Annotated in this window: 24 protein-coding genes, 1 tRNA gene and 1 pseudogene; 6 read left to right on the top strand and 20 right to left on the bottom strand. The window is 60.5% G+C overall.

All coding sequences use genetic code 11. The features are described 5' to 3' along the window. Nucleotides 1-2 precede the first annotated feature (2 nt). On the bottom strand, nt 3-1556 hold the full coding sequence (locus tag JDEN_RS11370; RefSeq protein WP_015772528.1) for a Re/Si-specific NAD(P)(+) transhydrogenase subunit alpha: 1554 nt from the start codon (nt 1554-1556) through the stop codon (nt 3-5). 210 nt (nt 1557-1766) lie between these two features. Here JDEN_RS11370 and JDEN_RS11365 point away from each other — a divergent pair, with 210 nt between their 5' ends. After that, entirely contained in the window at nt 1767-2243 is a 477-nt protein-coding gene (locus JDEN_RS11365; RefSeq protein ID WP_015772527.1) for a MarR family winged helix-turn-helix transcriptional regulator, read from the top strand. Next, nucleotides 2240-2941 carry an NAD(P)H-dependent oxidoreductase gene (locus JDEN_RS11360; protein ID WP_015772526.1) on the top strand — a complete coding sequence of 234 codons (702 nt, stop codon included), beginning with the start codon at nt 2240-2242 and terminating at the stop codon, nt 2939-2941. The genes JDEN_RS11365 and JDEN_RS11360 overlap by 4 nt, the downstream gene beginning before the upstream one ends. Here the strand turns inward: JDEN_RS11360 and JDEN_RS11355 are convergent. From JDEN_RS11355 to JDEN_RS11335, 5 genes are all read right to left on the bottom strand, one after another. Next, nucleotides 2904-3890, bottom strand: a complete 987-nt coding sequence (locus JDEN_RS11355) for a calcium/sodium antiporter (RefSeq protein ID WP_015772525.1) — start codon at nt 3888-3890, stop codon at nt 2904-2906. The two genes, JDEN_RS11360 and JDEN_RS11355, sit on opposite strands and share 38 nt — an antisense overlap. 168 nt (nt 3891-4058) lie before the next feature. Then, nucleotides 4059-4979, bottom strand: a complete 921-nt coding sequence (locus JDEN_RS11350) for an ABC transporter substrate-binding protein (RefSeq protein ID WP_015772524.1) — start codon at nt 4977-4979, stop codon at nt 4059-4061. Nucleotides 4980-4985: 6 nt separating this feature from the next. Further along, on the bottom strand, nt 4986-5669 hold the full coding sequence (locus JDEN_RS11345; RefSeq protein WP_015772523.1) for an ABC transporter permease: 684 nt from the start codon (nt 5667-5669) through the stop codon (nt 4986-4988). Beyond that, a complete protein-coding gene (locus JDEN_RS11340; protein ID WP_015772522.1) occupies nt 5647-6309 on the bottom strand; it encodes an ABC transporter permease in 663 nt (220 codons plus the stop codon). The genes JDEN_RS11345 and JDEN_RS11340 overlap by 23 nt, the downstream gene beginning before the upstream one ends. After that, nucleotides 6306-7118 carry an ABC transporter ATP-binding protein gene (locus JDEN_RS11335; protein ID WP_015772521.1) on the bottom strand — a complete coding sequence of 271 codons (813 nt, stop codon included), beginning with the start codon at nt 7116-7118 and terminating at the stop codon, nt 6306-6308. The genes JDEN_RS11340 and JDEN_RS11335 overlap by 4 nt, the downstream gene beginning before the upstream one ends. A gap of 264 nt (nt 7119-7382) precedes the next feature. Between JDEN_RS11335 and JDEN_RS11330 the strand changes: the two genes are divergently transcribed. From JDEN_RS11330 to JDEN_RS11320, 3 genes are read left to right on the top strand one after another with little or no spacing between them, the layout of a single operon-like run. Then, on the top strand, nt 7383-8471 hold the full coding sequence (locus tag JDEN_RS11330; protein ID WP_015772520.1) for an LCP family protein: 1089 nt from the start codon (nt 7383-7385) through the stop codon (nt 8469-8471). 25 nt (nt 8472-8496) lie between these two features. Then, nucleotides 8497-8883 (top strand): arsenate-mycothiol transferase ArsC, encoded by a 387-nt coding sequence (locus JDEN_RS11325; protein ID WP_015772519.1) that lies wholly within the window; start codon nt 8497-8499, stop codon nt 8881-8883. A 13-nt stretch (nt 8884-8896) separates the two neighbouring features. Further along, a complete protein-coding gene (locus JDEN_RS11320) occupies nt 8897-9364 on the top strand; it encodes a helix-turn-helix domain-containing protein (RefSeq protein ID WP_169304111.1) in 468 nt (155 codons plus the stop codon). 36 nt (nt 9365-9400) lie between these two features. Here JDEN_RS11320 and JDEN_RS11315 read toward each other — a convergent pair whose 3' ends face one another. The 8 genes from JDEN_RS11315 to JDEN_RS14160 form a co-directional block, all read right to left on the bottom strand. Next, nucleotides 9401-10708, bottom strand: coding sequence for a DUF6414 family protein (locus JDEN_RS11315; RefSeq protein WP_041287925.1), 1308 nt, complete (start codon nt 10706-10708; stop codon nt 9401-9403). A 76-nt stretch (nt 10709-10784) separates the two neighbouring features. Then, nucleotides 10785-12029: an ATP-binding protein gene (locus tag JDEN_RS11310; RefSeq protein WP_015772516.1), complete on the bottom strand. Its 1245-nt coding sequence runs from the start codon at nt 12027-12029 to the stop codon at nt 10785-10787. Continuing rightward, nucleotides 12029-12160: a hypothetical protein gene (locus JDEN_RS14215; protein WP_015772515.1), complete on the bottom strand. Its 132-nt coding sequence runs from the start codon at nt 12158-12160 to the stop codon at nt 12029-12031. The genes JDEN_RS11310 and JDEN_RS14215 overlap by 1 nt, the downstream gene beginning before the upstream one ends. Then, nucleotides 12160-15294, bottom strand: a complete 3135-nt coding sequence (locus JDEN_RS11305) for a type I restriction endonuclease subunit R (protein WP_015772514.1) — start codon at nt 15292-15294, stop codon at nt 12160-12162. The genes JDEN_RS14215 and JDEN_RS11305 overlap by 1 nt, the downstream gene beginning before the upstream one ends. Beyond that, nucleotides 15291-16031 carry a TIGR02391 family protein gene (locus JDEN_RS11300; RefSeq protein WP_015772513.1) on the bottom strand — a complete coding sequence of 247 codons (741 nt, stop codon included), beginning with the start codon at nt 16029-16031 and terminating at the stop codon, nt 15291-15293. Before JDEN_RS11300 ends, JDEN_RS11305 begins: the two co-directional genes overlap by 4 nt. Continuing rightward, on the bottom strand, nt 16028-17059 hold the full coding sequence (locus JDEN_RS13535; protein ID WP_143713297.1) for a restriction endonuclease subunit S: 1032 nt from the start codon (nt 17057-17059) through the stop codon (nt 16028-16030). Before JDEN_RS13535 ends, JDEN_RS11300 begins: the two co-directional genes overlap by 4 nt. Before the next feature lie 119 nt (nt 17060-17178). Continuing rightward, nucleotides 17179-18744: a class I SAM-dependent DNA methyltransferase gene (locus JDEN_RS11290; protein WP_015772511.1), complete on the bottom strand. Its 1566-nt coding sequence runs from the start codon at nt 18742-18744 to the stop codon at nt 17179-17181. Nucleotides 18745-18921: 177 nt separating this feature from the next. After that, nucleotides 18922-19200 carry a hypothetical protein gene (locus JDEN_RS14160; RefSeq protein WP_015772510.1) on the bottom strand — a complete coding sequence of 93 codons (279 nt, stop codon included), beginning with the start codon at nt 19198-19200 and terminating at the stop codon, nt 18922-18924. A gap of 3 nt (nt 19201-19203) precedes the next feature. On the opposite strand from JDEN_RS14160, the pseudogene JDEN_RS14335 reads away from it, so the two are divergent. Further along, nucleotides 19204-19737 (top strand): annotated as a pseudogene (locus JDEN_RS14335) (recombinase family protein); the annotation flags it as partial. Nucleotides 19738-20133: 396 nt separating this feature from the next. Here JDEN_RS14335 and JDEN_RS11275 read toward each other — a convergent pair. The 6 genes from JDEN_RS11275 to JDEN_RS11250 all read right to left on the bottom strand — a co-directional run bounded on the left by JDEN_RS11275 (nt 20134) and on the right by JDEN_RS11250 (nt 24768). Then, the gene (locus JDEN_RS11275) at nt 20134-20391 is read right to left on the bottom strand and encodes a hypothetical protein (RefSeq protein ID WP_041287923.1); all 258 of its coding nucleotides are present in this window, start codon (nt 20389-20391) and stop codon (nt 20134-20136) included. 25 nt (nt 20392-20416) lie between these two features. After that, nucleotides 20417-20492: transfer RNA gene (locus JDEN_RS11270), tRNA-Lys, on the bottom strand. A 101-nt stretch (nt 20493-20593) separates the two neighbouring features. After that, nucleotides 20594-21436: a glycerophosphodiester phosphodiesterase gene (locus JDEN_RS11265; protein ID WP_015772509.1), complete on the bottom strand. Its 843-nt coding sequence runs from the start codon at nt 21434-21436 to the stop codon at nt 20594-20596. Next, entirely contained in the window at nt 21433-22800 is a 1368-nt protein-coding gene (locus JDEN_RS11260) for an ABC transporter substrate-binding protein (RefSeq protein ID WP_015772508.1), read from the bottom strand. Before JDEN_RS11260 ends, JDEN_RS11265 begins: the two co-directional genes overlap by 4 nt. A gap of 109 nt (nt 22801-22909) precedes the next feature. Next, nucleotides 22910-23833: a carbohydrate ABC transporter permease gene (locus JDEN_RS11255; protein ID WP_015772507.1), complete on the bottom strand. Its 924-nt coding sequence runs from the start codon at nt 23831-23833 to the stop codon at nt 22910-22912. After that, nucleotides 23833-24768 (bottom strand): carbohydrate ABC transporter permease, encoded by a 936-nt coding sequence (locus JDEN_RS11250; RefSeq protein WP_015772506.1) that lies wholly within the window; start codon nt 24766-24768, stop codon nt 23833-23835. The genes JDEN_RS11255 and JDEN_RS11250 overlap by 1 nt, the downstream gene beginning before the upstream one ends. Nucleotides 24769-24914: the final 146 nt, after the last annotated feature.

The following is a 24914-nucleotide window of genomic DNA, read 5'->3' as shown; positions in this document are numbered from 1 at the left end:
GGTCAGGACTCCTTTTGGAACATGGCGAGCATGCGGGACGCTACGTGGAATCCACCAAAGATGTTGATGGAGGCCACGGCCGCAGCGATCATCGCGATGATCGTGATGACAATGTTGTCACTGCCAATTTGCAGCAGGGATCCCACGAGGATGATCCCGGAGATCGCGTTGGTTTGCGCCATCAGTGGGGTGTGGAGTGAGTGGGTGACCCCAAGGATCACATAGAACCCGACAACCACGGCGAGGACAAACACCGTCATGTGCCCGGTGAATGCGGCCGGTGACACGGTGATGATCCCGATGAGGATGAGCGCTCCAGCAAGTGCACCCAAGAGGTTCTTTGTTTTCTTGGATAGACCTGGTGCCGCTGGCTGCTCGGTGACGGCAGTGTCAGGTGTGGCGTCAACCGATGCAGGTGCAGGTGCTGGCGCCGCTGAGACCTGGATGGGTGGGGGTGGCCAGTAAATCTCACCGTCATGGGTGACGGTGATGCCCCGCAGGATGACGTCGTCAAGGTCGAGGACGAGTGCTCCGTCTTTCCCTGGGGTGAGGAGCTTCATGAGGTTGACGATGTTCGTCCCGTACAGCTGTGAGGTGTGCTTGGGCATGCGACCGGGAAGGTCGGTGTACCCAAGGATTGTCACCCCGTTGGCTGTGACGATTTTTTCACCGGGGACAGTCAGTTCGCAGTTCCCGCCGCCTTGGGCTGCGAGGTCGACGATCACAGATCCGGGGCGCATCGCTTCGACCATCTCTTTGGTGATGGTGATGGGGGCTTTGCCGCGGATGAGTGCGGTGGTGACGACGATGTCAGCGAGTGCGCTTTGCTCGGCGTAGACGCGTGCGGTGGCGGCGGCTTGGTCGTCGGTGAGTTCTTTGGCGTAACCGTCGGCTGATTCTTGTGCTTCGGTGTCGATGCGCACGAAGGTTGCGCCCATGGATTCGATTTGTTCGGCTGCGTCAGCGCGGACGTCGTAGGCGTGGACGTCAGCTCCGAGGCTTCCGGCTGCGCCGAGTGCGGCGAGTCCGGCAACGCCGGCGCCGATGACAAAGACGCGGGCGGGTTTGGTGGACCCGGCTGCGGTGACTTGTCCGGCGAACATCCCGGGGTATTCTTCGGCGGCCTCAATGATTCCGCGGTATCCGGACACGTTCGACATGGTGGAAAGTACGTCGAGTGCTTGGGCGCGGGAGATGCGTGGGACCGAGAGAAGGTTCAGTGCGGTCACGCCGCGTGCTTGCAGTTCGGTGACGACGTCGGGTTCGTCATCGGGTTGCATGCGGGTGATGAGGGTTGCGCCGTCTGCGAGGAGGGCGCGGTGGGTGGCGTCGGGTTGGTCCACGGTGATGACGATGTCTGACGCCCAGGCTTCGTCTTTTCCGGTGATGGCTGCTCCGACGTCGCTGTAGGCGGTGTCGGGGATATTTGCTCCGAGGCCGGCACCGGTTTCGATGGCGACGTCGTAGCCGAGTTTGATGAGTTGTTGGACGGTGAGTGGGGTCGCGGCGACGAGTCTCTGGTCGGGCGACACCTCGCGGGGTACACCTATACGCACGGGCTTGCTCCCTGTGTGTGGCGGATTTCTTCGTTCTCTTTGTATCGTGAATGTCGCAGGTCTACAGGGGACTACAGTCCCCGCTGCTGGTTCTTGCGGAAAAACTCGTCCTGGGAAATACCAGATCGTGAGATCTGAAGAGGGCGTCATCAATGATGAGAAGTGTTAACAGGTTGACAACCCCTCATGTTAACTGGTTAACATCATTGTGTGAATGAGCGAGCCCGCCCCCAGTCAACCACCCAACACGCACATGTCACCGTGTCGCTTCACCACATTGTCGCGCTCATCGATGCCTACGCCGATGCGCGACTGACCGCCGATTTTGGTGTCAGCTTCAGCGAGTACCACGTCATCGCAGTCCTCTTCGACGAAGAACCCACCGACGTCACCGGCCTCGCCTCCTGCCTTGGGATCTCCAAGGCGGCCGTGTCCAAGCGCCTCCCATCACTGGTGCGATCAGGTCTTGTCACCACGAACCCGGACCCCGACCATGGGCGACGCATCCTCATCACCCTCACCGACCAAGCCAGAGCCATCGTGGCTCAAGCCGCCCCGCAACTCGAAGCTGAGTTCCACAACACGCTCGCAGACAGCGGCGTTGACCTCACGCATCTCAACACTGACCTCACCCGGCTCATTGCCATCTTGGAACGCACCATGACACCTCAGGGGGAACACTCATGACGCAACAACTGACCACACCCACCCAGTTCGCCATCATCATCGGACACCCACGCCCAGGGTCACTCAACCATGCGCTCGCTCACGCCTACAGTGACGCGCTCGTAGCTCACGGCATTGATCGGGACGCCATTGACATCATCGACCTTGCTGTTGCCCGCCCCGCGCTGCACCCGGACGTCACCCATCTGCGTGCCCCCAACGGACACATCGACCATTTACCGTTAGAACAGCAAGAATGGATTGAAACGCTCGAACGTGCCCACCACATCGTCATCTTCTTCCCCCAATGGTGGGGCACCTACCCGGGAGTTCTCAAAGCGTTCCTCGACGTCACCTTCCTCTCCGGGCGCGCATACCTCTATGGCAACAAAGTCCCCATCAAACTGTGGAAAGGGCGCACAGCACGCCTCGTCATGACCATGGACTCCCCACGCTGGTGGAACCGGTTGTGGTACCGCAACGCGGCAGAAACATCCCTCAAAAACGCCGTCCTGTGGTTCGTGGGGATCTCTGTTGCCGCAGTGACCCGGCTGACCCCAGTCCGGCATTCACCTGACGATGTGCGCGCCAGCTGGCTCAAAAAAATGGCGCAAGCAGCGGTTCGAGACGCTGGAAAGCGCAGGCGCATCGGCGCAATCCCAGCGCGAGAAACCCAGGAAACTACACGCCAGAACGTGCCGTCGCCACCAAGTAGCTGAGATACGCCACATACACCACGACCAGGACAGTTCCTTCAATCCTATTGATGCGCCCGCCGCGCGGGCGGTTGCGCTGGAAGCCATACCCCAGCAGAAACAACGACACCGTCAACGCGCCCATGGTCGTCATGTCACGGGTCATGACCGTACTCTCCACCTTCAGCGGTTCAATGACCCCAGCCACCCCCACAACAAGCAAAGTATTGAACAGGTTGGACCCGATCACATTGCCAATCGCAATGTCATGCTCACCGCGACGGGCCGCAACAATGGACGACGCCAACTCGGGAAGAGAGGTCCCAACAGCCACAATGGTCAAACCAATGAAGAGGTCACTGACCCCAAAGCTCTGCGCAATATTGACCGCACCCCACACCAGCGTCCGCGACGACACAACAAGAACGACAAAACCCACCACCAACCACAACACTGCAGTCCGCAACGGCATCCGGTGAGAAGCAAGCTCCTGCGTGAAATCACCAGTCAACGCGTCATCAGTGCCCCGCAGCGCGCTCACCACACTCCACACCATGAACGCCGCGAACACCACAAGAAGAACAACCGCATCAATCCGAGACAACGACCCGTCAGACAACTGCCATGCAGTAAGCGCGGTCACCACAACAAGCAGCGGCAACTCACGACGCAAAATCTGTGACTTCACGGCAATGGGACTGATGATCGCCGTGACCCCAAGGATCAACGCGATGTTCGTAATGTTTGAGCCATACGCATTACCTAACGCAATGCCTGAACTGCCATCAAGAGCAGCAAACACAGAGACCACAACCTCAGGGGCTGACGTCCCAAAACCAACAATGACCATCCCAATAAGCAGGGCTGGCATCCCCAAGTGGCGGGCAGTGGTCGATGCGCCATCAACAAAACGGTCGGCGCTCCACACCAGAGCGGCCAAACCGGCAACAACAGCAACAGTGGGAAGAAGCATGTGAGATCCCCTCAAGAAACAAGAAGGCCCGTCTGCTCAACCAGACGGGCCTTCCTGTGTGCAGTCAAAACCGCACTTCCCAGATTCATCAACAGTACACGATGTGTTCATCTGCTGGGAAGGTACCCACGTGATGTGACACAGCACATCACGCAACAAGGCTGACGGTTATTCCGCGAGCAAACCTGTCTGTGTCAACCAATCACGGGCAATCGTCTCCGCCGGAGCCTGATCCGTAATGGACCGGTCATTGAGTTCCCGCAGAATCTCCGGAGACATCGCCGCAGAAATCTCGTTAATCACCGCCCGCGCATCCGCATCCACGTTGTCCGACGCCAACGGCACCACATGCGAAGCAAGGAACAACCCCTCCGGGTCCTCCAACGTCACCAAATTGTTGCGATCAATGGATGGATCAGCAGTGTAAATCACAGCCAACTGCACGTCGCCATCCTGCAACGCCTTGACCGTTAACGGGCCACCACCATCTTCAATAGGCGTGAACGACACCTCCACGCCATAAAACTCCTTCAACCCAGAAGGACCATTAGGGCGCGTCTCCAACTCACTGTTTCCCCCCAGCACCAACGGTTCGTCAACCTTCGCCAAATCAGCGATTGTCGTCAAGCCATACTCTTGCGCAAACTCCTGCGTCACCACATACGAATCCTGATCTGTGGCTGGGGACTGGTCCAACACCGAAATACTCTCAGGAGCCGCAGCAACCAACGCCTCATACACATCCTCACTTAACCGCGCCTCAGTATCAGGCTGCCAATACTGCAACAACGGCCCCGTGTACTCAGGGAACAAATCTAGCTTCCCGCTTTCCACATCACTCATATAAATCTCACGCTGACCAATACGGAAATCACGCTGAACCTCATACCCGTGAGACTCCAACGCCTGAGCATACGTCTCCGCAATGATCTCCGACGAATAGTAATCCTGAGACCCAATGACAATCGCCTCAGAAGACCCCGACCCTGACGCCTGCGTCGGGTCAACATCGAACGTGTCACTACTGCCACACGCCCCCAACACACCCACACCAACAAGAGCCACCACAGACAACAACGACCGCTTCATAACCCCTCAACTCCTTCTCTCAACGGACCCCGCCATATGACGGGCCGACAACCGGTGGACCCACACAAACACCGCATCGACAAGCAACGCCAACGCAATCACCAACACAGAACCAGCCACAAGCAGCCCATAATCCTGCGTTTTCAAACCCGAAAAAATGTACCGACCAAGACCCGTGTTCGACGTGTACGCGGCAAGCGTCGCCGTCGCAATCACCTGCAATGTCGCCGAACGAAAACCCCCCACAATATGCGGGGCCGCCAACGGGATCTCGACAAAAGCCAACAACTGGCGCCCGCTCATCCCCACCGCACGCGCAGCCCCCGTCACAGACGGACGAATCGACACCACACCCGCATACGTGGCGTTCAACAACGGCGGAATCGCCAACACCGTCAACGCAATAACCGGAGCCACCAACCCAATCCCCAACAACAACGCCGCCAACGTCAACAAACCCAACGTCGGCAACGCCCGAGCAGACCCCGCCAACCCCACAATCACATCGCCACCACGCCCCGAATGCCCCGCCCACAACCCCAACGGAACAGACACCACCGCAGCCAACACCACAACAACACACGTCACCACAAGATGCTCACCCAACCGGGCACCAATACCCGACGGCCCCACCCAATGGTCCGCAGTCGACAACCACCCCCACGCATCACCGAGAATGTCCACCAGCATGCCCCCTCTCCGCTGCATGCCACGGCATCAACCAGCCACCCAACGCCACCACCGCACGATCTAACACCCACGCGACACCAAGAACCACCACAATGCCCGTGAGGACCTCAGCAACAATGCCCCGCTGAAAACCATCCGTAAACAACAACCCCAACGACGGCACACCCAACACTGCACCCACCGTGATCAGCGACATCGTCGACGCCAACACAACACGCAACGCGGCAAGCAACACCGGCGCCGCCAACGGCAACTCCACCCGCCAAAAAATCTGCCACCCGGTGAAACCCACCGCACGCGACGCATCGACAATATGCCCAGGCAACGTGGTCAACGCATCCACACACGAACGCCACATCACCGCGACCCCATACAATGTGAGCACAATGACCACATTGGCCGGTGACCGCAACGGAATACCCACAACCACCGGAATAATCATGAACAACGCCAACGATGGCACCGCATACAACGCACTCGCCGCAGCAACCCCACCACCACGAGCCCACCGGTTCATAATGCTCAACCGAGCAAGAGGCACCGCAATGACCACAGTGAACACGGTGACCTGCACAGTCATCCACACGTGCGCGAGCGTGAGGTCACCAATGAGGCCCCACGACTGGGACAGCCACGTCACGCGTGAACCCGACCCAAGAACCGGCCATGCGAATCCCGCACAAGCCGCACCCCGTGTTCCTCCACCACGTGAAGGTCCCGCTGGCCTGAGGTCAGACCAACAAGGTCCGCAACAAAATCGTCAGCTGGTTGCCCCAGCAACTCAGCTGGCGAGCCCTGCTGTGCGACCACCCCACCTTGCCGCAACACAATGATCTGGTCAGCGAGCACAAATGCCTCGTCAATGTCGTGCGTGACCAGCAAAACAGTTTTCCCCAAATCCCGCTGTAAGCGGCGGGTTTCGGATTGCAAATCACGGCGAATCATGGGGTCAACCGCACCAAATGGTTCATCCATCAACAACACATCAGCGCCTCCGACCAGCGCCCGGGCCACCCCCACACGCTGCTGCTGACCACCCGAGAGCTGGTGGGGGTACCGGCGAACCATCGCACCTTCAATTCCCACTAATCCCAGGTGGTGCAGCGCCCGTTCCTTGGATTCTTTTGTCGATGCGCCACCCAACTTCGCCACAAGCGCCACGTTGTCCAGGACGTTACGGTGCGGCAGTAGGCCCCCTTCTTGCAACACGTACCCGATGGACCGCCGCAATCGGACTGGGTCCGAGTCGTGAATGTTCCGTCCGTTGACGGTGATGGTGCCGGAGTCAGGGTCCACCATACGGTTGACCATGCGGAGCAGAGTTGTTTTTCCGGCACCAGAGGGCCCAACAAGCGCTGTGGTGCTGCCAGCGGGGACAGTGAAGGTGACGTTGTGCGCGGCGAAGGTACCGCCCGGGTAGCGTTTTGTCACATCAGTGAAAGTGATCATCAGGTCGGTTACCTCGCAAGATGGTGTGATACCAGCGTTCACGAACTTGCACTGGCCTGCAACAGGAACAGCATCGGGTGAAATTGGGGGGTCTTCACGGGGGTGGAGCCAACGGTGGTGAGGGTTTGTGGTGCGATCACCTGCACAAACAATGATTGTCAGGCGGCGAGGATGCTTGAGTGTGGGGTGTTCGTGCAGGCGACGCGTGTGTGGATCGTGTGACAAGACACAAAAACTGGGGAACTGCTGTGGAACAATAACGCCGTGAGTGAGAACTTCCCCTTCCCCCAGTCCAATGCCAATTCCGAGGGTTCCGCTACCTCGGGCGACTCGTCTCGTGGGGGCGGGCGGCGATTTGCACACGCTCCAACGAACAACCGCCGCCGGTGGCCGCTGGTGCTGCTGTGGACGGTTGTTGCGGTGATCCTTATTGGTGGGGGAGCGGCAGCCTGGTATGGGTTCACACTGAACAACTCCTTCAATAAGGCGGAAAAGATCGCCCCGGAGGAGATCTTCCCTGAAGAAACAGACCGTCCTGCTGAGGTGGAACGCCCTGAGGGTGCGAGTGATGACGCACAAAATATTCTGCTTCTTGGGTCTGACACGCGAGGCGAGGTCGGTGATGACCTGGAAGACATTCGCGGCCAACGTTCAGACACCATCATGGTGGTCCACATCCCTGCTGACCGGGACAACGTGCAGGTCATGTCGATTATGCGTGACAACTGGGTGGAGATCCCAGGGCATGGCATGAATAAAATCAATGCGGCGATGTCCTTGGGTGGGGTTCCGCTCCTTGTGCAAACCGTGGAGGGAATCATCGATGTGCGTATTGACCACGTGGCGATCGTTGACTTTGAAGGGTTCAAGGGGATGACGGACGCGTTGGGGGGCGTCACGATCAATAATCCGCGCGCCTTTTCCAGCCGTGGTGCCACGTTCCCGGAGGGGGAGATCACCCTCAACGGTGATGATGCGTTGAAATTTGTGCGCGACCGGTATTCGTTTGCGGACGGGGATTACACGCGTGTGGCGAACCAACAGTTGTACATCAAGGGTGTGGTGTCGAAGTTGATGTCCAGGGATACGTTGACCAGCCCAGGCAAGATCGCTGACGTTGTTGATGAGATCGCACCGTACCTCACTATTGATGCAGGTATGGATACTGGGTATATCGCGAAGCTGGGATTGTCGATGCGCGACGTCCGCGGCGACAACATTTCGTTCTTCACGTCCCCAACGTTGGGTACGGGCCGCGAAGGCGCCCAGTCTGTGGTGCGCCCCGACTGGGACGAACTTGCGATCGTTGCCGAACACTTCCGCACGGACACGCTCGACGAATACGCTGAGTAAGGTTCTCTGCGGCGGTAGGAAGTTAGTGTATTCCCTCATTGAGGGCTCGAACCCTATGGCGGCTGCGCTCATGCGTCAGGTTGCCGGTGATTCGGTGTCAGTGGCCTCTGCGGGCACTAAGCCTGGTGACACGCTCAACGGGTTGGCCGTGGAGTCATTGGAGGCCGTGGGAGCTTCAGTTGAGGGGGAGCGCCCGAAGCTCTTGACAGAGGGCATGATGCAAGCGGCTGACCGGATGATTGTCCTTGGCGAGGAAGCGCAGCTTCCCCAAGTGGATGGTGTCACGGTGGAACGGTGGATCACCGACGAACCCTCAGAACGTGGCATTGACGGGCGTGAACGAATGGACCTGGTGCGTGACGACATTGCCACCCGGGTGCAAGCGCTGACCGATGCGCTCACCCGCCTGTGATCTCCGTCTACTTGTGAATGCGTGGAAACACGAAGCGGGGCTGACATGTTCCCATGTCAGCCCCGCTTTATGTGTGGTGGGCCTCGGCAGCGACCATTACAAAGAATGGCGGCCTCTGTTGGCCTACAGAGCGGGCTGCCCGCCCCAGCTGCACCTGCCGATCGAGCAGCAGCTCGAAGTTGTTGAGCTGTACAAGGCTGGCGTCTCGGTCAAGGAGATCGCTGAGCGCTTCCACATCCACCGCGCCACGGTCAGCGAGATCTGCAAGCGCAGGTGCGTTCCGCCCCGCAACGAGAGCCGAGGACTGACACGGGAGCAGGTACAGGGCGCCGCGCTCCGGTATGTCCAGGGTGCGTCGCTCGCGACAGTCGCGAAGGAGTTCGGCTCGACTCCAACAACCATCCGCACGGCGCTGATGGCAGTCGGCATCGAAATGCGTCCAGCGCGCGGCGGGAAGGGGAAGCAAGCGAGCGGTGGCTGAGGTCTCAAAGAGCACTCAGTGCAGGACACCACTACGTCACCAGTAGATTGCAATCACCTCTGTGTCGAGTATTCGCCCAGAGGTCTCCATGTCATCTGCGACAACGGGTGACACGGCACTTGTAGGCACTAGGAGCTCCTCGCTGCTTGGCAGAAGCCCGAGCCCTTTCGCCGATCGAGCCTCTTGGCGAGCCTTGAGGTCGTCGTCAGGCGGGGGTTCCTCCATACCCAATTGAGCGACAACCTGCTCTCTCACAAGGTCAAACGCCTCCCGCTGAGCAACCGCGTCCGTTGCCCCAGCTGATACGCGTTCGACGAGCGCGACAAACTCCCGTTGCTGTTCACTGCTCCACGACGTACCCACTGGTGCGATTGTTGACCTGTACTGCGTCAAGGCTCTTTCAAGCGCAACATTGTGACTGCTCGCTGTTGCTGCGAAGCCGTCCTCGGCAGTTGGGATGCGTATCGCATTGATGTGGTCGACAAAGTCCGGGGCAACCTCACTAAACAGGTCAGCAAGCTTCACAGGCGTCCACGTATCATGTAGGCCGTCCCGAGCGACACGGCACAGCATCGTGAAGCGCGCGTCGGAAAACAGCACTCGCCGAATATCCTTCCAGAAGCCTAGGTGCTCTGTGACTCCTGTCACGAATAGGGGCTGAACCTCTAGATCAAGGTCATCCACTGCGTTCTTATGCACAATATAATCAACACCGTCTAGGATTACCACGACATAGTTTACAGCCTTAGCCCTGACAGGAATGAGGCCCGCGAGGAACTGATCAAGAACTTTCATGATCGGCTCCGAATCACGCAAGAATCCCAGTGCGCCGCTAGATGAGAACATTTCTGGATAGTCACTCGCCATCACAGACCACTCGTTCATCATCGCCTTGAGCTTGAACACAGGATCGACCGCGAGTACCACCTCAACCTCTATCAGGTCTCCACGCACGAAAGACGACGCAGCTGAGGCCACATTCTCCGAGACGCCCTTAATGTCGATCGCGTCCTTGAGTGCATCGACCTGCTCCGGTGCTGACAGTTTGAATTCAAGCGGTTGCTCTCTCAGCTGCTTGAACAGGGTCTGGATTACGGCCTTGCGGGAGCTTTGTGTGCTGTCACTGTTACCAGTCTTGTAACGTGCGCTCGTTTGGGCCTCCGCTTTGCCGATAAGGTCGCTTCCTACCGAGGTGCTTGCGCTGCCGATCAGTTCCGCTTCGTCTGCTCGAGATATTGTCTGAGTGATTGCTTCTGGGATCGTTTCTGCTTGAGACACAAGTAGACTATGAAGACTCACTGCATCCAGGTACACGAACTCCCGAAGCGGAAGCTTCTTCTTCATCTGCTCGGCATCATTCTTCCGCCTACGATGTGATCGCCAGCCTCGGAAGGACTTCACTGGATGCCGCAGCCAGTTGTTAAGAGCCATTCGTACCATCCGTTCTGGCGTGCATAGGACGAGAGCGCACGCGCTCGAAGGCGATCGCGAGATCCTCGTCCGCGATCTTTGAACGCTGATCGCCAGCCGCAAGGAGTGCCGCCTCAGTCCAGATCGCGGTCAACATCGCACCCGACCAACCGTCAGTCGCGCGAGCGAGGTCGTCGATCGGAAGCTCATCTCCCACCTGAAGCTCACCGGCCTTCATCTTGAGGATCTCAAGGCGGTCGCGCTCTGTGGGGAGGTCGAACGCAATCTCCCAGTCAAAACGGCCAGGGCGTAGGAGTGCCTCGTCAATATCCTCTACTCGGTTCGTCGCGGCGATAACGATCACGTTGCTGTCAGGCTTGAATCCGTCAAGCAGCGTCAGGAGCTGGGCAACCACTCGTTTCGACTCACCATTGGAATCCGAGCTCCGACGCGCGGCGATACTGTCGATCTCGTCAAAGAAGATGATGGCGCACTCTCGTTTAGCAGCGTCCTCAAAGAGCCGCCGGAGCGTCTCCTCGCTGTCGCCGACCCACTTGCTCACGATAGACGGACCACTCACTTGGTAGAACACTGCCCCTGATACATCCGCGATGATTCGCGCAAGGTGTGTCTTCCCCGTGCCGGGTGCACCTGTGAACAGAACTCCTTTCACGGGCTTTGCGCCGATTGCCTTCAACTCGCCAGCTCGACCAAGCTGTGTCTCGATCAGTTCCTTCGCCCGCGCCTTAACTTCGTCGTATCCGCCGAGGGCGTCGAAGGTAAGGGGCGGCTCTCCGGGCTTGACGATGTACGCTGCGAGATCCTCATCCACTCCTGTTTCTCGGTAGCGGATGGGAGTTTTTGAGACGACATCCACGACCCCGTCAATTTCCGTATATTGAATCGTATTGCCAGGTTCGACCTCGATGGCCTGCGGCCCGCTCAGGATGCGCATGCCACCACCACTCGTTTCGACAACGATCTTATTCCTGTCGTAGAGAATCTTCCTAACTACACCGACACTGCTGTCGTCGGGCCACGCCGTGTTTGGGGCCGGAAACCATTGCTGATCTTCATTCACAAAAATGACGTCCCCACGGTTCAGATCGACCGGCTGCGGGAAAGAAAACCGACTGCTGCCGCCATTGGGAAGGCGACAAAAGAAGACGTGGCCGTCCTCGACGACGTCGATCACCTTGATGAAGATTCCATCCATCCTGGACTCGAACTCTCCGCCGTTTTCCTCGCCAGCCATTAGATCCTCCACACTCCCGGTGCGGCACGCGCGTAGTCATCGATACCGATGGCTTCGAGGTGACCCATGGCGGACTTGATCTTGTCGATCACCGGCTTGCGGTTTTCGATTTCCAATAACCGCACAGGCATTACTCTGCTCCTCCACGCGCGAACAGTTCGGCTTGTTCGAGCACCAACTCGATGGCCTTCTTCTCGGCATCAGGTGGGTAGTCGTACTTGGCAAGCAGGCGTCGCACCTTCGAGCGCATCGCGGCGCGGACGCTCTCCTTCTGATCCCAGTCGATGACAACGCTGGTACGGACAGCCCAGACGAGGTCGACAGCGATCTTCTTCAATGTCTCATCGCCCATGTGCATGACCGCGGCGTCGTTCTGGGCGATCGCGTCGTACAGCGCGACCTCCGCGGCAGAAAGCCCCAGCTCCTCGTTACGCTTCTGGTCGTCGCGCATCTGCTTGGCAAGCTTCACCAGTTCAGCGATGATCTCCGCAGTCGTCAGCGACCGGTTCGTATACCGATTGATCGCCTCGTCGAGCAGTTCGGAGAACTTCCGTGCCTGCACAAGGTTGGTGCGCTGTACAGTACGGATCTGGTCGTTGAGGAGCCGACGCAGCAACCCCATCTGCAGGTTGGGCTTGTCCTTGTCCGCGAGCGAGTCGAGGAACTCGTCGCTCAGGATCGACAGCTCTGGTGTCTCAACACCGGCGAGCTTGTAGATGTCGACGACCTGGTTGGCGGCTACCGCCTCGTTGAGCAGCTGCCCCAGCGCGGTGTCGATCTCGACAGCGCCGGAGCCGCCACGACCGGAGTCGGGGTTCTGGATCTTCAAGATGGCTGCACGCACGTCGGTGAATAGCCGCACATCGTCGCGGATAGCCGCGGCCTCGTCGCGCGCTCCAGCCAGCGCGAACGCCTTGGCTAGCGCCAGCACCTGGTCGTTGAAGCGCTTCGTGCGGTCGGGGTCGGCCATGACGAAGTCGAGCACCTTGGCGTACTCCGCCAGGCGCTGGGAAGCAGTGAGTGTCGGCGAGGAGTCGTAGTCGACGCCGTGCAGCAGTCCCCGGATGATGTCGTGCTTCTCCAGCATGACGGCGACCATCTCGTCGATCGGTACGCCGGCCTGGTCACGGTCGGAGGGCGAGTACTCCTGGAGCGCCGCCTGGAGGTTCGCGAACACGCCGATGTAGTCGACGATGAGCCCGCCGGGCTTGTCCCGGAAGGTGCGATTGACGCGGGCGATGGCCTGCATGAGCCCGGCACCCTGCATGGTCTTGTCGACGTACATCGTGTGCATGGACGGCGCGTCGAAGCCGGTCAGCCACATGTCGCGGACGATGACGAGTTCGAGCTCGTCATCGGGGTTCTTCGCCCGGAGCTTGAGATCCTTGCGGACGTCCTTGGGATAGATGTGTGGCTGGAACTCGGCGGGGTCCGCTGCCGAGCCGGTCATGACGACTTTTATCTTGCCCTTGGCGGGATCGTCCGAATGCCAGTCAGGGCGAAGCGCGACGATCTTCTCGTAGAGCCGCACCGCGATCCGGCGGCTCATCGTGACGATCATGCCCTTGCCGAACAGCGCCTCGCGCCGCTTCTCCCAGTGCTCGACGATGTCCCGGGCGATGAGGTCGAGGCGTGAGTCGGCGCCGACGATGGCTTCCAGACGCGACCAACGGGACTTCGCCGCCGTCGCTGCGTCCTCCTCGACGGTCTCGGTGATCTCGTCCGCCAGTTCGTCGAGCGCGGCAAGGTCATCGTCAGACAGGTCGATCTTGGCGAGACGTGACTCATAGAATATCTTCACCGTCGCTCCGTCCTCGACCGCACGCGTGAGGTCATAGACGTCGACGTAGTCACCGAACACCGAGCGGGTGGACTTGTCACCTGACTCGATCGGTGTACCGGTGAAGCCGAGGTAGGTAGCACCAGGCAAAGCATCTCGCATGTGCTTCGCCAGACCTGCGCGCAAGCGGCCATGACGGTCCAGCGTCTCGCCGAAGCCGTACTGGCTGCGATGCGCCTCATCGGCCACGACGACGACGTTGCAACGATCCGTCAGCACCGGGTTGGCATCGCCGTCCTCACCGGGAGCGAACTTCTGCAGCGTCGTGAAGACGATGCCACCCGATGCACGCTTCAACTTCGAGCGCAGGTCAGTACGCGTTGTGGCCTGCACCGGGGTCTCCGGCAGGATGCGTGCCGGGGCGAACGTCTCCCCGAAGAGCTGGTCGTCCAGGTCGTTGCGGTCAGTGATGAACACCAGCGTCGGATTCGCCATCCGGGAATCGCGCATGATCTTCGCGGCATAGAAGACCATCTCGAAGCTCTTGCCCGAACCTTGGGTATGCCAGACCACACCACCACGACGATCGCCGTCCGGACGGGACGCCTGCACGGTCGACTCGACCGCCGCGTTCACCGCCCAGTACTGGTGGTACTTCGCCACACGCTTCACGAGCAACCGCGTCGGCTGCCCGGTGGCCTTGTCGGTCGCGGTCTCGTCGCTGAAGACGATGAAGTTCTGCAACAGATCGAGGAACCGCTTCGGCTCGAACACCCCCTTGATAAGCACCTCAAGCGCCGGGCCGTCGCTGACCACCTCGCGGCCCTCGATGGTCTTCCACGGGGCGTAGTGCTCGAACGCGCCTGCGTAGCTGCTCATCGCCGCCGAGGTGCCGTCCGTGATCACCGTCACGGCATTCGGCACGAACACCGACGGGATGTCCTGCCGGTACGTCTGCACCTGGTTCCACGCCGACTTCAGCGTCGCGTGCTCCGCCGTCGGGTTCTTCAACTCCAGCAGGGCCAGTGGGAGACCGTTGACCAGCACCAGCACGTCCGGCCGACGGTTCTTGCCGTTCTCGACGATCGTGAACTGATTAATCGCCACCCAGTCGTTGTTCTCGGGGCGCTCGAAGTCGACCAGCCACAACCGCGTCGTCCGCAGCGCACCGTCTGCATCCCGATGCTCGACAGGCACACCCTCCGTGATGAGCTGGTGCAGCCGGTAGTTCTCGTCGATCGGGCTTTGCGATTCCGCCCGACGCACCCGCTTGATCGCCTCATCGACAAGGGCAGGAGAAGTCCCCGGATTGATCCGCCTGATCGCATCACGCAGACGCCCCCACAAGAACACCTCCTCATAGGAGTCGCGCTCCGCTCCCGGCTCACCAGGAGCGATATCCGGCCCATGCAGCGTGCGGTAGCCCAGCTCCGCGAAGTACTCCAACGCCGCCAGCTCGACAGTGTTCTCGTTGAACACGCTCACGATGCAACCTCTAACGTCGATTCATCCACCCAGCGCGCCAGCACACTCAGTGCAGCCAAGTACTCCAGAGCTTGCTGCTCCGGCATCTCCTGGACGACCTCATGAGCAAGCGGGTTACGGATACCAGCAAACACACCCTCGGCAAACGTCCGAGCGCCGCGCTGCACTGACTTGAACGTGCTGCTGCCATCGTTCTTCATCCGGTAGAGACGGGGCTTACCCGCCGCAGGTGCCTGCTCGCTGAATGCCTGGTTGAAGAGATCCGTCTCGCTGACGTTGCGACGACCGAGCTTGTTCTGCGTCTCGGCATTCAGCTTGCGGATCGCTCCCTCGACAGCCTCACGGAAGTGTCCTGACTGCCACAGCGACGACGCGCCGTCCCAGACCCACGGATGCAGCTTCGCAGCCGACAGCTCGGGAGCATCGTCACCGAGGTTCTTGCGGATCTCCTCCTGACGCTCCAGCTCTGCCTTCGCGCGAATAGCCGCCTCACGATGCCGCGTCCAACGGTTGCTCTTACGTAGCTCGATGTCAGTACGCCAGCTCGGCACGACCCGGTCAAAGATCTTCTCCACGACCTGTGCCTGCTGCGCCACCTCAGCATCCGCGGCCGCAGTGCTGGACTTGTTGGAGAAGTATGCAACACCATTACCGGCGAAGCTATCGTTGGTCATCACCGTCTGCTGGATGAACTTGTCCAGCTCACCAAGAGCCCACTCGACATTGATCCCTGTCATGCTGCGACTCCTTCAGCGGGGACGCGCATGCGACCGGAGAGGAGTTCGGGGAGGAGGGCGTCGCGGAGGGCGGTCAGACGCTGGGTTTCGCTCTCGAGCGACTCGATACGAGCATCGATCGCACGGAGCTTGTCCTCGAGCTCGAGAAGCGCGCCATCGCCGACCCAACGGATCTCGGCACCGTGCACATCGGTCTTATTCACCGAGGCGAACACGGTCCCCTCGCCTTGGAACTTTTCCCAGGCGCTCGACGAGCTCCGCATGGCGTAATAGAGCGTGCTGGGGTGAGTATCACTATGGATAGCCGCCACACCACGCCCGATGCAGCAGTCGGCGCTCGCTCGGTTCAGCTCCCCGACCGGGGCGCGCACCGACATGAGCGTGTCGCTCTTTGCAGCTGTGCGGACGGGGGCGGTTGTCCAGACACGCAGCGACGGGAATCGGACGCCGAAGTCGCGCGTGCCCTGGTAAAAGGGCAAGCCATCGCCGTCCTCGTTGAGATCTGCCCCCTTCGGCGAGCTTCCCATCGTGATGTCCGCGACGTCCGAGAGCAGCCGTGACTCGCTCGCGGCAGCTGCGAACAGCGCATCTCCTAGCTGCTCAGCAATCGTTACTGCTCGCCGGTTCGACTCGATCTTGTCGTCCAGCGCGCCGAGCGTCGCGGCGATGGCACGCTGCTCGGCGATAGACGGCAGGGGAATTTCTAGGTCGCCTAAGATACCGAGATTGATATGCGGAACGCCTGTCGAAATGGCGCGATTATCGATCTGCCATAGAAAGTGCGGGGATGTCGATGCGTAGTAGACGTAAAGCGGATCTGCCTTCGCTTCGTCGATACGAAGCCGCATCTGACTCTGCGAAATAACGTGAAGCTCCTTCCCGGGTGGAAGAAGTGCAACTTGCCCTAATGTGCCGCGCTGCGTGTAGATCAGATCGCCGCCCTGCGCAGAATTTCGGGAAAGGTCGGCCTCGAACTTTTCCTGGCTGACGTAGACAAAATCTCCGGATACGAAGCGCCCATGACTCATGTTGGCACCCCGGATCACGGGCACCCCCGAACGCGCATAGTCCCGACTTACCAGCGAGGAGCCGAATGGGCCTCCGATGAGACCTTTCTCCACCGCAATACATTTGAGGGGCACAGCGTTCACGGCTGCACCCCACTCAAACGCTGTCGCACTTCATCCTCCAGCTCGCGCCCGCGCTCGAACTCGGCGAACAGCTCCTTCGTCAATCGCTCGATCTTCTCGTCGATCGGCTCGTCGTCAACCTCAGCCTCGGCAGCGCCGACGTAGCGGCCTGGGGTGAGCACGTAGTCGTGCTTGGCAATCTCTTCTAGTGAGGCGGCCTTCGCGAAGCCCGGCACGTCCTCGTAGCCTCCGTCGTGGTTGCGCCAGGCGTGGTAGGTATCGGCAATCTTCGCGATGTCGTCGTCCGTCAGCACGCGCAGACGGCGTGACTCCATCGTGCCGAGCTTTCGGGCGTCGATGAAGAGCACCTCGCTGCGGCGTTCGCGGTGCCCGTTGCCGTGCCGGGCCTTGGAGACGAACCAGAGCGCGACGGGGATGCCGGTGTTGAAGAACAGCTTGTCGGGCATCGCCACGATGCAGTCGACCAGGTCGGCCTCGACAAGCTTGCGACGCATCTCGCCCTCACCACCGCTCTTCGACGACAGGGATCCGTTCGCAAGCACGAACCCCGCCGTGCCCTTCGGGCTCAAGTGGTAGATGAAGTGCTGCACCCACGCAAAGTTCGCGTTGCCCTGCGGCGGGGTGCCGTACTGCCAGCGCGGGTCGCCCTCGAGCTTCGCATCCCACCAGTCAGAGACGTTGAACGGAGGGTTGGCAATCACGAAGTCGGCCCGCAGATCCGGGTGCAGGTCATCGGTGAATGAGTCAGCCGAACGCGGCCCCATGTCGGCTTCGATACCTCGCAGTGCGAGGTTCATCTTGGAGAGCTTCCAGGTCGTGTCCGTGAACTCCTGCCCGTAGACGGAGATGTCGGTGCGCTTGCCGCCGTGAGCTTTCACGAACTCAGCCGACTGCACAAACATGCCGCCGGAACCCGCCGCAGGGTCATAGACGCGCCCCTGGTAGGGCTCCAGCATCTCGACCAGCGTCTTGACTACCGAACGCGGCGTGTAGAACGCTCCGGCGTCTTTGCCGGTCTCCTTGCCGGCGAACTGACCGAGGAAGTACTCGTACACCCGGCCCAGCACGTCGTCGGCACCGTGGTCGTCGGTCTCGGTGAACCCGATGGAGCCGATCAGGTCTACCAGCTCGCCCAGACGGCGCTTGTCGAGGCCATCGCGTCCATAGTTGCGTGGCAGCACACCCCTTAGCGTTGGGTTCTCCTTCTCGATGAGATCCATCGCCTGGTCGATCTGTTGCCCGATCTCGGGCTGCTTCGCGACCGACTGGATGTAGCCCCAGCGCGCCAGCTCCGGCACCCAGAACACGTTGTGACTGGTGTATTCGTCGCGGTCTTCGAGGAAGTCCGGCAGTCGCTCCGGCTTGATGCCCTCCGCAGCAAGCTCTGCCTCGAGCGTCGCACGTCGCTCCTCGAAGCGATCGGAGATGTACTTGAGGAACACCAGGCCGAGCACGACATGCTTGTACTCGCTCGGCTCCTGGTTGCCGCGCAGCTTGTCTGCAGCTTCCCAGAGGGTCTGCTCGAGTGTCTTCGTCGGTTTCGGCTTCGCGGCGCGTGCCATGCTGTGGGTCTCCTCTGCGCCGCAGGGCGCGTCTTAAGTTGTGCTCTCGGGGCGTGTCCTACGCTACCGACGGCCACTGACACTGCTAAGGTGCCGCGCCGGATGCGGTGCCGAGAGGAGTCTCGCGACGGGGAGCCGGACGGGCTCAACCGAGCGTCACGATCTACGCCAATTATCTCATGACCGGCGCTTTTCGTGAAGAGCTGCCCGCCATACCTGCTTCGGCCACGGCGCCAGCGTCGCCATCCGGTAGCGCAGCCACAGGTCGACGAGCACCGCTTGGTCAGTCACGATCTGCACAGCCTGTCGCGTCGTCTGATCCCACGTATGACGTGGTCGGAGCCCGGTGCCGTCGAGGAACGCGGCGACCGTCGCTCCGTCGTAGGGACGGAGAGCGAGCGCTTCGGACAGCTCGCCGCGCACGTCGATCAGGTGCTCCCGGAGGGTGTGCTGCATCCAATGTGGCCACCGATGCGCCGTGGAGTCGTCCTCGAGCTGGGCGATGACGACATACGGATCACCTCGGCATCCGTCACACGGCCGATGAACGCAGATGCATCACCCGACCGCGCCGACCTCATCCGCAAAGCATTCGACCTGTACGCCACCGGAGAATGGACAACCGACTCCCTCGCCGAACACCTCGCCGCACGCGGACTGACGACCCGGCCCACGCCGAAGCGCCCCGCCAAGCCCGTCACCGCGAAGATCATCGGCGCGACACTCACCAACCCGTACTACCGCGGCATCGTCACCTGGAAGGGAGCAGAGCACCCCGGCAACCACGAGCCCCTCGTCGACGACGGCACCTGGTTCAAGGTGCAATCCGTCATGGCCTCACGCCGCCACGGCGAGTACAACCGCGTCCACAAGCACTTCCTCAAGTCCACCGTCGTCTGCGGCCGCTGCGGCTCCCGCCTCATCGTGCAGATGACCACCTCCCGCTCCGGCGACCTCTACCCGTACTTCGTCTGCGTCGGCAGACGCTCCAAGCGCACCGACTGCGACCTCAAAGCCGTCCTCATCCACGAAGTCGAGAAGCAAGTCGAACACCTCTACCAGAACATCCGGCTCAGCCACGACGAGCGTGTCCAGCTCGAGCAGTACCTGCGCGAGGAAATCGCCCTCGCGTCCACCGAGCAGCGGCAGCGCGTCACGCAGCTCAAGGCAACCGCTGACGACCTGAAGAACCAGCAGCGCAAACTCCTCCAGCTCCACTACCAGGACGCCATCCCCGCCGATCTGCTCAAGGAAGAGCAAGACCGCCTCGGCGCGGAACTGGCACGGATCAAGCGAGAGCTCGAGCGTGCTACCGCCAACCACGACAGCGTCCTGACCAACCTCTCCGACGCACTCACCCTGGCGGAGGACTGCGACCAGCTCTACAAGTCAGCCCCAGAGCACATCAAGCGACAACTCAACCAGGTCTTCTACGATGTCGTGCGCATCAACCCCGACGTGCACGGTCAGCTCCACGCCCAGGGCGAACTGGCAGAACCGTTCAACCAGATCCTCAACCCTGCACTGCGCCTCCACGCCGCCAGCCAGCGCACCATCCCCACCGACGCGAAGAGGCTCACCCCGAAGGGCGAGCCTCTCGCTCACGAACCTGAGAACCAGGAGCAAACCCTCACCGGCATTTTTCACGCCAGCGGTTTTACTCCGGGATCAATGGTGGGCCCGGAGGGGCTCGAACCCTCGACCCGCGGATTAAAAGTCCGATGCTCTGCCAACTGAGCTACAGGCCCACGCTGACGCACGCGTCAGCACTGAGTGACGGTGACCGTCACCAGTTATCTAGGATACGCAACGAATCGCAAAACGTGTAATCCGGGTGACGTGATCTTGACTATGTTGTGTGTTGTTCCGCATCGGGTGTGGTGTTGGTGCTGGTCTGGTGGGTGAGCCCGTGGGCTTCGTACCATCCGGCGAGTGCGTCGGGGCGGTCGGTGATGATCGCGTCGACGCCGAGTTCCACGAGTGTGGCCCACTGGTTGGGGGTGTTTGCAGTCCAGATCATTGTGCGCATTCCTGCGTTGTGGATGCGTTCGATGAGGCTGGGGTTGGCAAGGACGTGGTCAACGTGTGGGTTGATGGTCCAGATGTTGGCGGCTTGGCATTGGGCGATGAGTCCGTCGATGTCGGTGACGGTGAGGACTCCGCGCCGCCTGGTGGGGGCGAGGGTATGCAGCGATTCGATGGTGGTGCGGTTGAAGGACTGCACGATGGTGCGGTCGCTGATCCCGTGTGTGTCGATGGTTTCGAGGACTGGCGCGCAGGCGGTGGTGTCCCAATCTCCTTTGAATTCGAGGAGAACTTCGACCCCTGGGTGGCGGGCAATGAGTGCTGCGAATTGGTCGAAGGTGGGAACGCGTTGCCCGGTGTAGGCGGGGTCAAACCAGCTGCCTGCATCGAGTTGGGCGATGTCGGTGGCGGTGTAGTCGGTGACGTGGCCGGTGCCGGTGGTGGTCGCATCGAGAGTTGTGTCGTGGATGACCATGGGGACACCGTCTTTGGAGGGAACGATGTCCATTTCGATGCTGTGTGCGCCTGCTTTGATTGCGGACACGAACGCGGCGAGTGTGTTTTCGGGGGCAACGGATTTGTTGCCCCGGTGCGCGATGATCTGCGGGGCGGTGGTGGCCCCCACCGGGTGGGTGGGGGCACTGTCACGGGGTTGTGGTGTTGTCACAGGTAGGGTTCCACGTTCTCGGTGAAGGCGCGGTCAAGGCGTGGGGTGATTGATTCCCATGCTTGCTGTGCTGGGGTGTTCTTTAACACTATCTGTTCGATGCCTTCGGAGAGGATTTGGTCGCCGGAGGGGACGAATACGCGGACCCAGTCTTGTGACCGGGTGATGGCGAGTTGGTCGATTGCGACCCGGTAGAGGGGGATCTCGTCGTAGAGGGCGGTCATGGTGGGGCCAGTTGTTGCTGAGGTGCGCACGGGCATGTACCCGGTGGATTTGGAGAAGAACGCGGTGCTTTCTGCGTTGGTGAGGAAGTCGAGGAACATGGCGGCGGCGAGTTGTTGTTCGGGGGAGCGTGATGAGGGGATGGCAAGGCCGGTGCCGCCGGTAGGTACTCCTGGTCCTTCGGGTCCTTCGGGGAGGAAGGAGGCACCGAGGTTGAAGGTGGCGGCGTCGAGGAGTCCGGTGAGTGACCCGGTGGAGCCAATGAGGCAGCCGAAGTATCCGGCGGCGAAGTCGGCGTTGGTGTCGTTGCCGATGGAGGCGAACTTTTTGTCGTGGTAGAGCTCGCGTACCCATTCCCCAGCGGCGATTGCTTCGGGGGTGTTGAGGGTGATGTCCCATTCGTTGGAGTAGGTGGCTCCGCGTCCCCACAGGACGTTGAGCATCCACCATGCGGACCAGGAGGTGCCAACGCCTAGTCCCAGGGGTGCCCCGTCAGCGGGGAGGACTTCTTGGAGTTTGGGGGCCCACTGCTCAAATTCGTCCCAGGTGCGGGGGCCACGGTCGGGCAGCCCCGCTTTCTTGAAGACGTCCTTGTTGTAGTAGAACAGCGGTGTGGAGCGCGCGTAGGGGGCTGCGTAGTGGGCGCCGTCGAATTCGTAGTCACCGTACAGGGTGGGGTTGTAGTCGCTGGTGTCGACCTTGAGGTGTGTGAACACCCCGTCGAGTGGCATGATTTGGCCGTTGAGGAAGTAACGGAACCACCACACGTCGGAGGCGATCACGAGGTCTGGTAGGGAGTCTGTGCCTGATGCGGCTTGGAACCGTTGGGCGACCTCGTCGTAGGATGCGCCGGCGGTGACGAGTTTGACGGCGATCCCGGTCTTCTCCGTGAACTGGCGGATCAGTTCGTCTTCGGCGTCTTTGGAGGATCCTGGGTGGTTGGACCACCAGGTGATTTCTGTGGCGGGGGTAATTGTGGACCAGTCCACGTCGTCTGTTTGGGTGTTCGTTAATTCTTCACCGGTTGCGGGCCCTGAGCAGGCTGCTAACGCGAAACCGAGTGCGCCAAGACCTGATGCTTGGAGGATGGTGCGGCGTGACACTTGGGTGTCCACAACCTTTCCGAACGCAGAACGAGACACAGTTTCTCCTTAGTGGGGTGTCCGGTGGGCGTTGTCGCCCACCGACGGTGTGGATGACCGATGCGCGTGACCGAACCAGCGTGTGGTGCGGTGTGCATCGGTACGGGGGTTAACCGGTGACGGCACCGGCGGTGAGGCCTGCAACGAGTCGGCGTTGCAGGACGAGGAACATGAGGAGGACAGGGACGGTGACGAGGACAGTGGCGGCCATGAGCACGCCCCAGTTCGTCATGCCGTCAATGTCTTGGAGGAGGGTGAGTCCAAGGGGAAGGGTCATCATGTCGGCGTCGTCGATGACGAGGAACGGCCACAGGTAGTCGTTCCATTCGGCGACGATGGACACGAGTGCGACCGCTGAGATGGTGGGCCAGGACATGGGGATGACGAATTGCCATAGGCGCCGCCAGTGCCCGGCCCCGTCAAGTTGGGCGGCCTCAAGGATTGATATGGGGACGGTGAGGAAGTGTTGGCGGAACAGGAAGGTCCCAAATGCGCTGGCCAGCCCGGGGACGAGGATCCCTTGGTAGGTGTTGAGCCACCCCAGGGACGCTACGAGTGTGTAGTTGGGGATGATCGTGATTTGTTGGGGGACGAGCAGTGTGAACAGCACGAGCGCGAACATGGCTTTTTTGAAGGGGAAGGGCAGGAACACCAGTGCGTAAGCGCACGTCAAACCGAGGAGAAGTTTGAGTCCTGCACCGAGCGCGGTAATGAGGAGCGAGTTGAGGAACAGTCGCCCCAGGGGGAGTCGGTCACCCACGGTCGCGTAGTTGTCGGCGTTGAGGGTTTCCGGCAGCCACTGCAACGGAACCGAGTACAGCTCGGACGGTGATTTCAGGCTTGCTGCGGCCATCCACACCAGTGGTACTGCCATGATGACGGTGACAATGATCAGGGTGATCCACCCGGCAATGTCCAGACCAGACAGGCGCTTATGGGGGCGGGAGCTGGCGCGCATCGGTGTGTGGTTCGAAGGAGCGGCCGGTGGGGTGGTCGGTGCTGCTGATTGCTGAGGTGGGGTGAGGATGGCCATCAGTAGTGCACCTTCTTTTCGACAAACTTCAGTTGGATGAGGGTGACCACGAGCAGCAAGACGAACAACACGGTCGCAACAGCGGACGCGTACCCAGCCCGGCCGTTGACAAAGGACTCTTGGTAGATCTGATACATGAGCGTCGTCGTGGACCCAAGCGGGCCACCTTGGGTCATCGCGTGAATGAGGTCAAAGGACTGCAACGAGGCAAGAAGCGTGGTGACCAGTAAGAAGAATGTGGTGGGGCCAAGTAATGGCAACACAATGGAGCGCAGAGTGCGCCACCGGCCCGCACCATCAAGTGCGGCGGCGTCCCGCACTTCCTGGGGGATTGCCTGCAACCCAGCCAAATAGATGAGAGCGACATACCCTATGTGTTTCCACAGGTACACGATGATGATCATGATCAGCGCCCACGGGGAGGTGTTGTACCAGTCGGGGGAACTCACGCCAACCCACCCAAGGACGGTGCCCAACAGTCCGTAGCGGGGATCAAAAATGTACAACCACAAAATGCCGACAGCGATCCCGGACAACACGTACGGCGCAAACGACAAAGTGCGGGCGATGCCCCGGCCGAGGAGCCGCTGGTTGAGGAGTAGCGCCAATCCCAAACCAGCAACCAATGCGCCACCGACAGTGGTCACCGTGAACACAGCAGTGGTCGTCAGTACCTGTGCAGTGGTGGGGCTTGAAAAGAACTGAACATAGTTGTCCAAGCCCACAAAACGTGCGGTTGGGGACCCAATGTTCCACTGCAATGTGGAGTACCGGAAACTCTCCACTAACGGTTTGTACGTAAACACCACCAGCAGGGCAACGTTCGGACCAGCTAACGCAACAAACGCTGCGTACTGACGCCACAACCGCCACCGGTGAAGCGAAGCGCGAGACCGTGTCGCGGGGGTGGTCTGCGCCAAATCGTGCGTCGACATCGTGAAGTTCTCTTCCCACAAGGGTGCGCGTAAAAGCGATGACGTCCACAGACTAGGGGCGTCACAGAGGGTGAAAACAGAGGTCGAGACCGATTTCGGGGAACGTTAGTCAAGTGTTCAACAACAGGCTGGGCAGTCAGTGGCGA

The organism is Jonesia denitrificans DSM 20603 (genome assembly GCF_000024065.1).
GTDB lineage: Bacteria > Actinomycetota > Actinomycetes > Actinomycetales > Cellulomonadaceae > Jonesia > Jonesia denitrificans.
The sequence above is the reverse complement of the archived record's forward strand: the minus strand, read 5'-3'. Positions and strand labels throughout refer to the sequence as shown.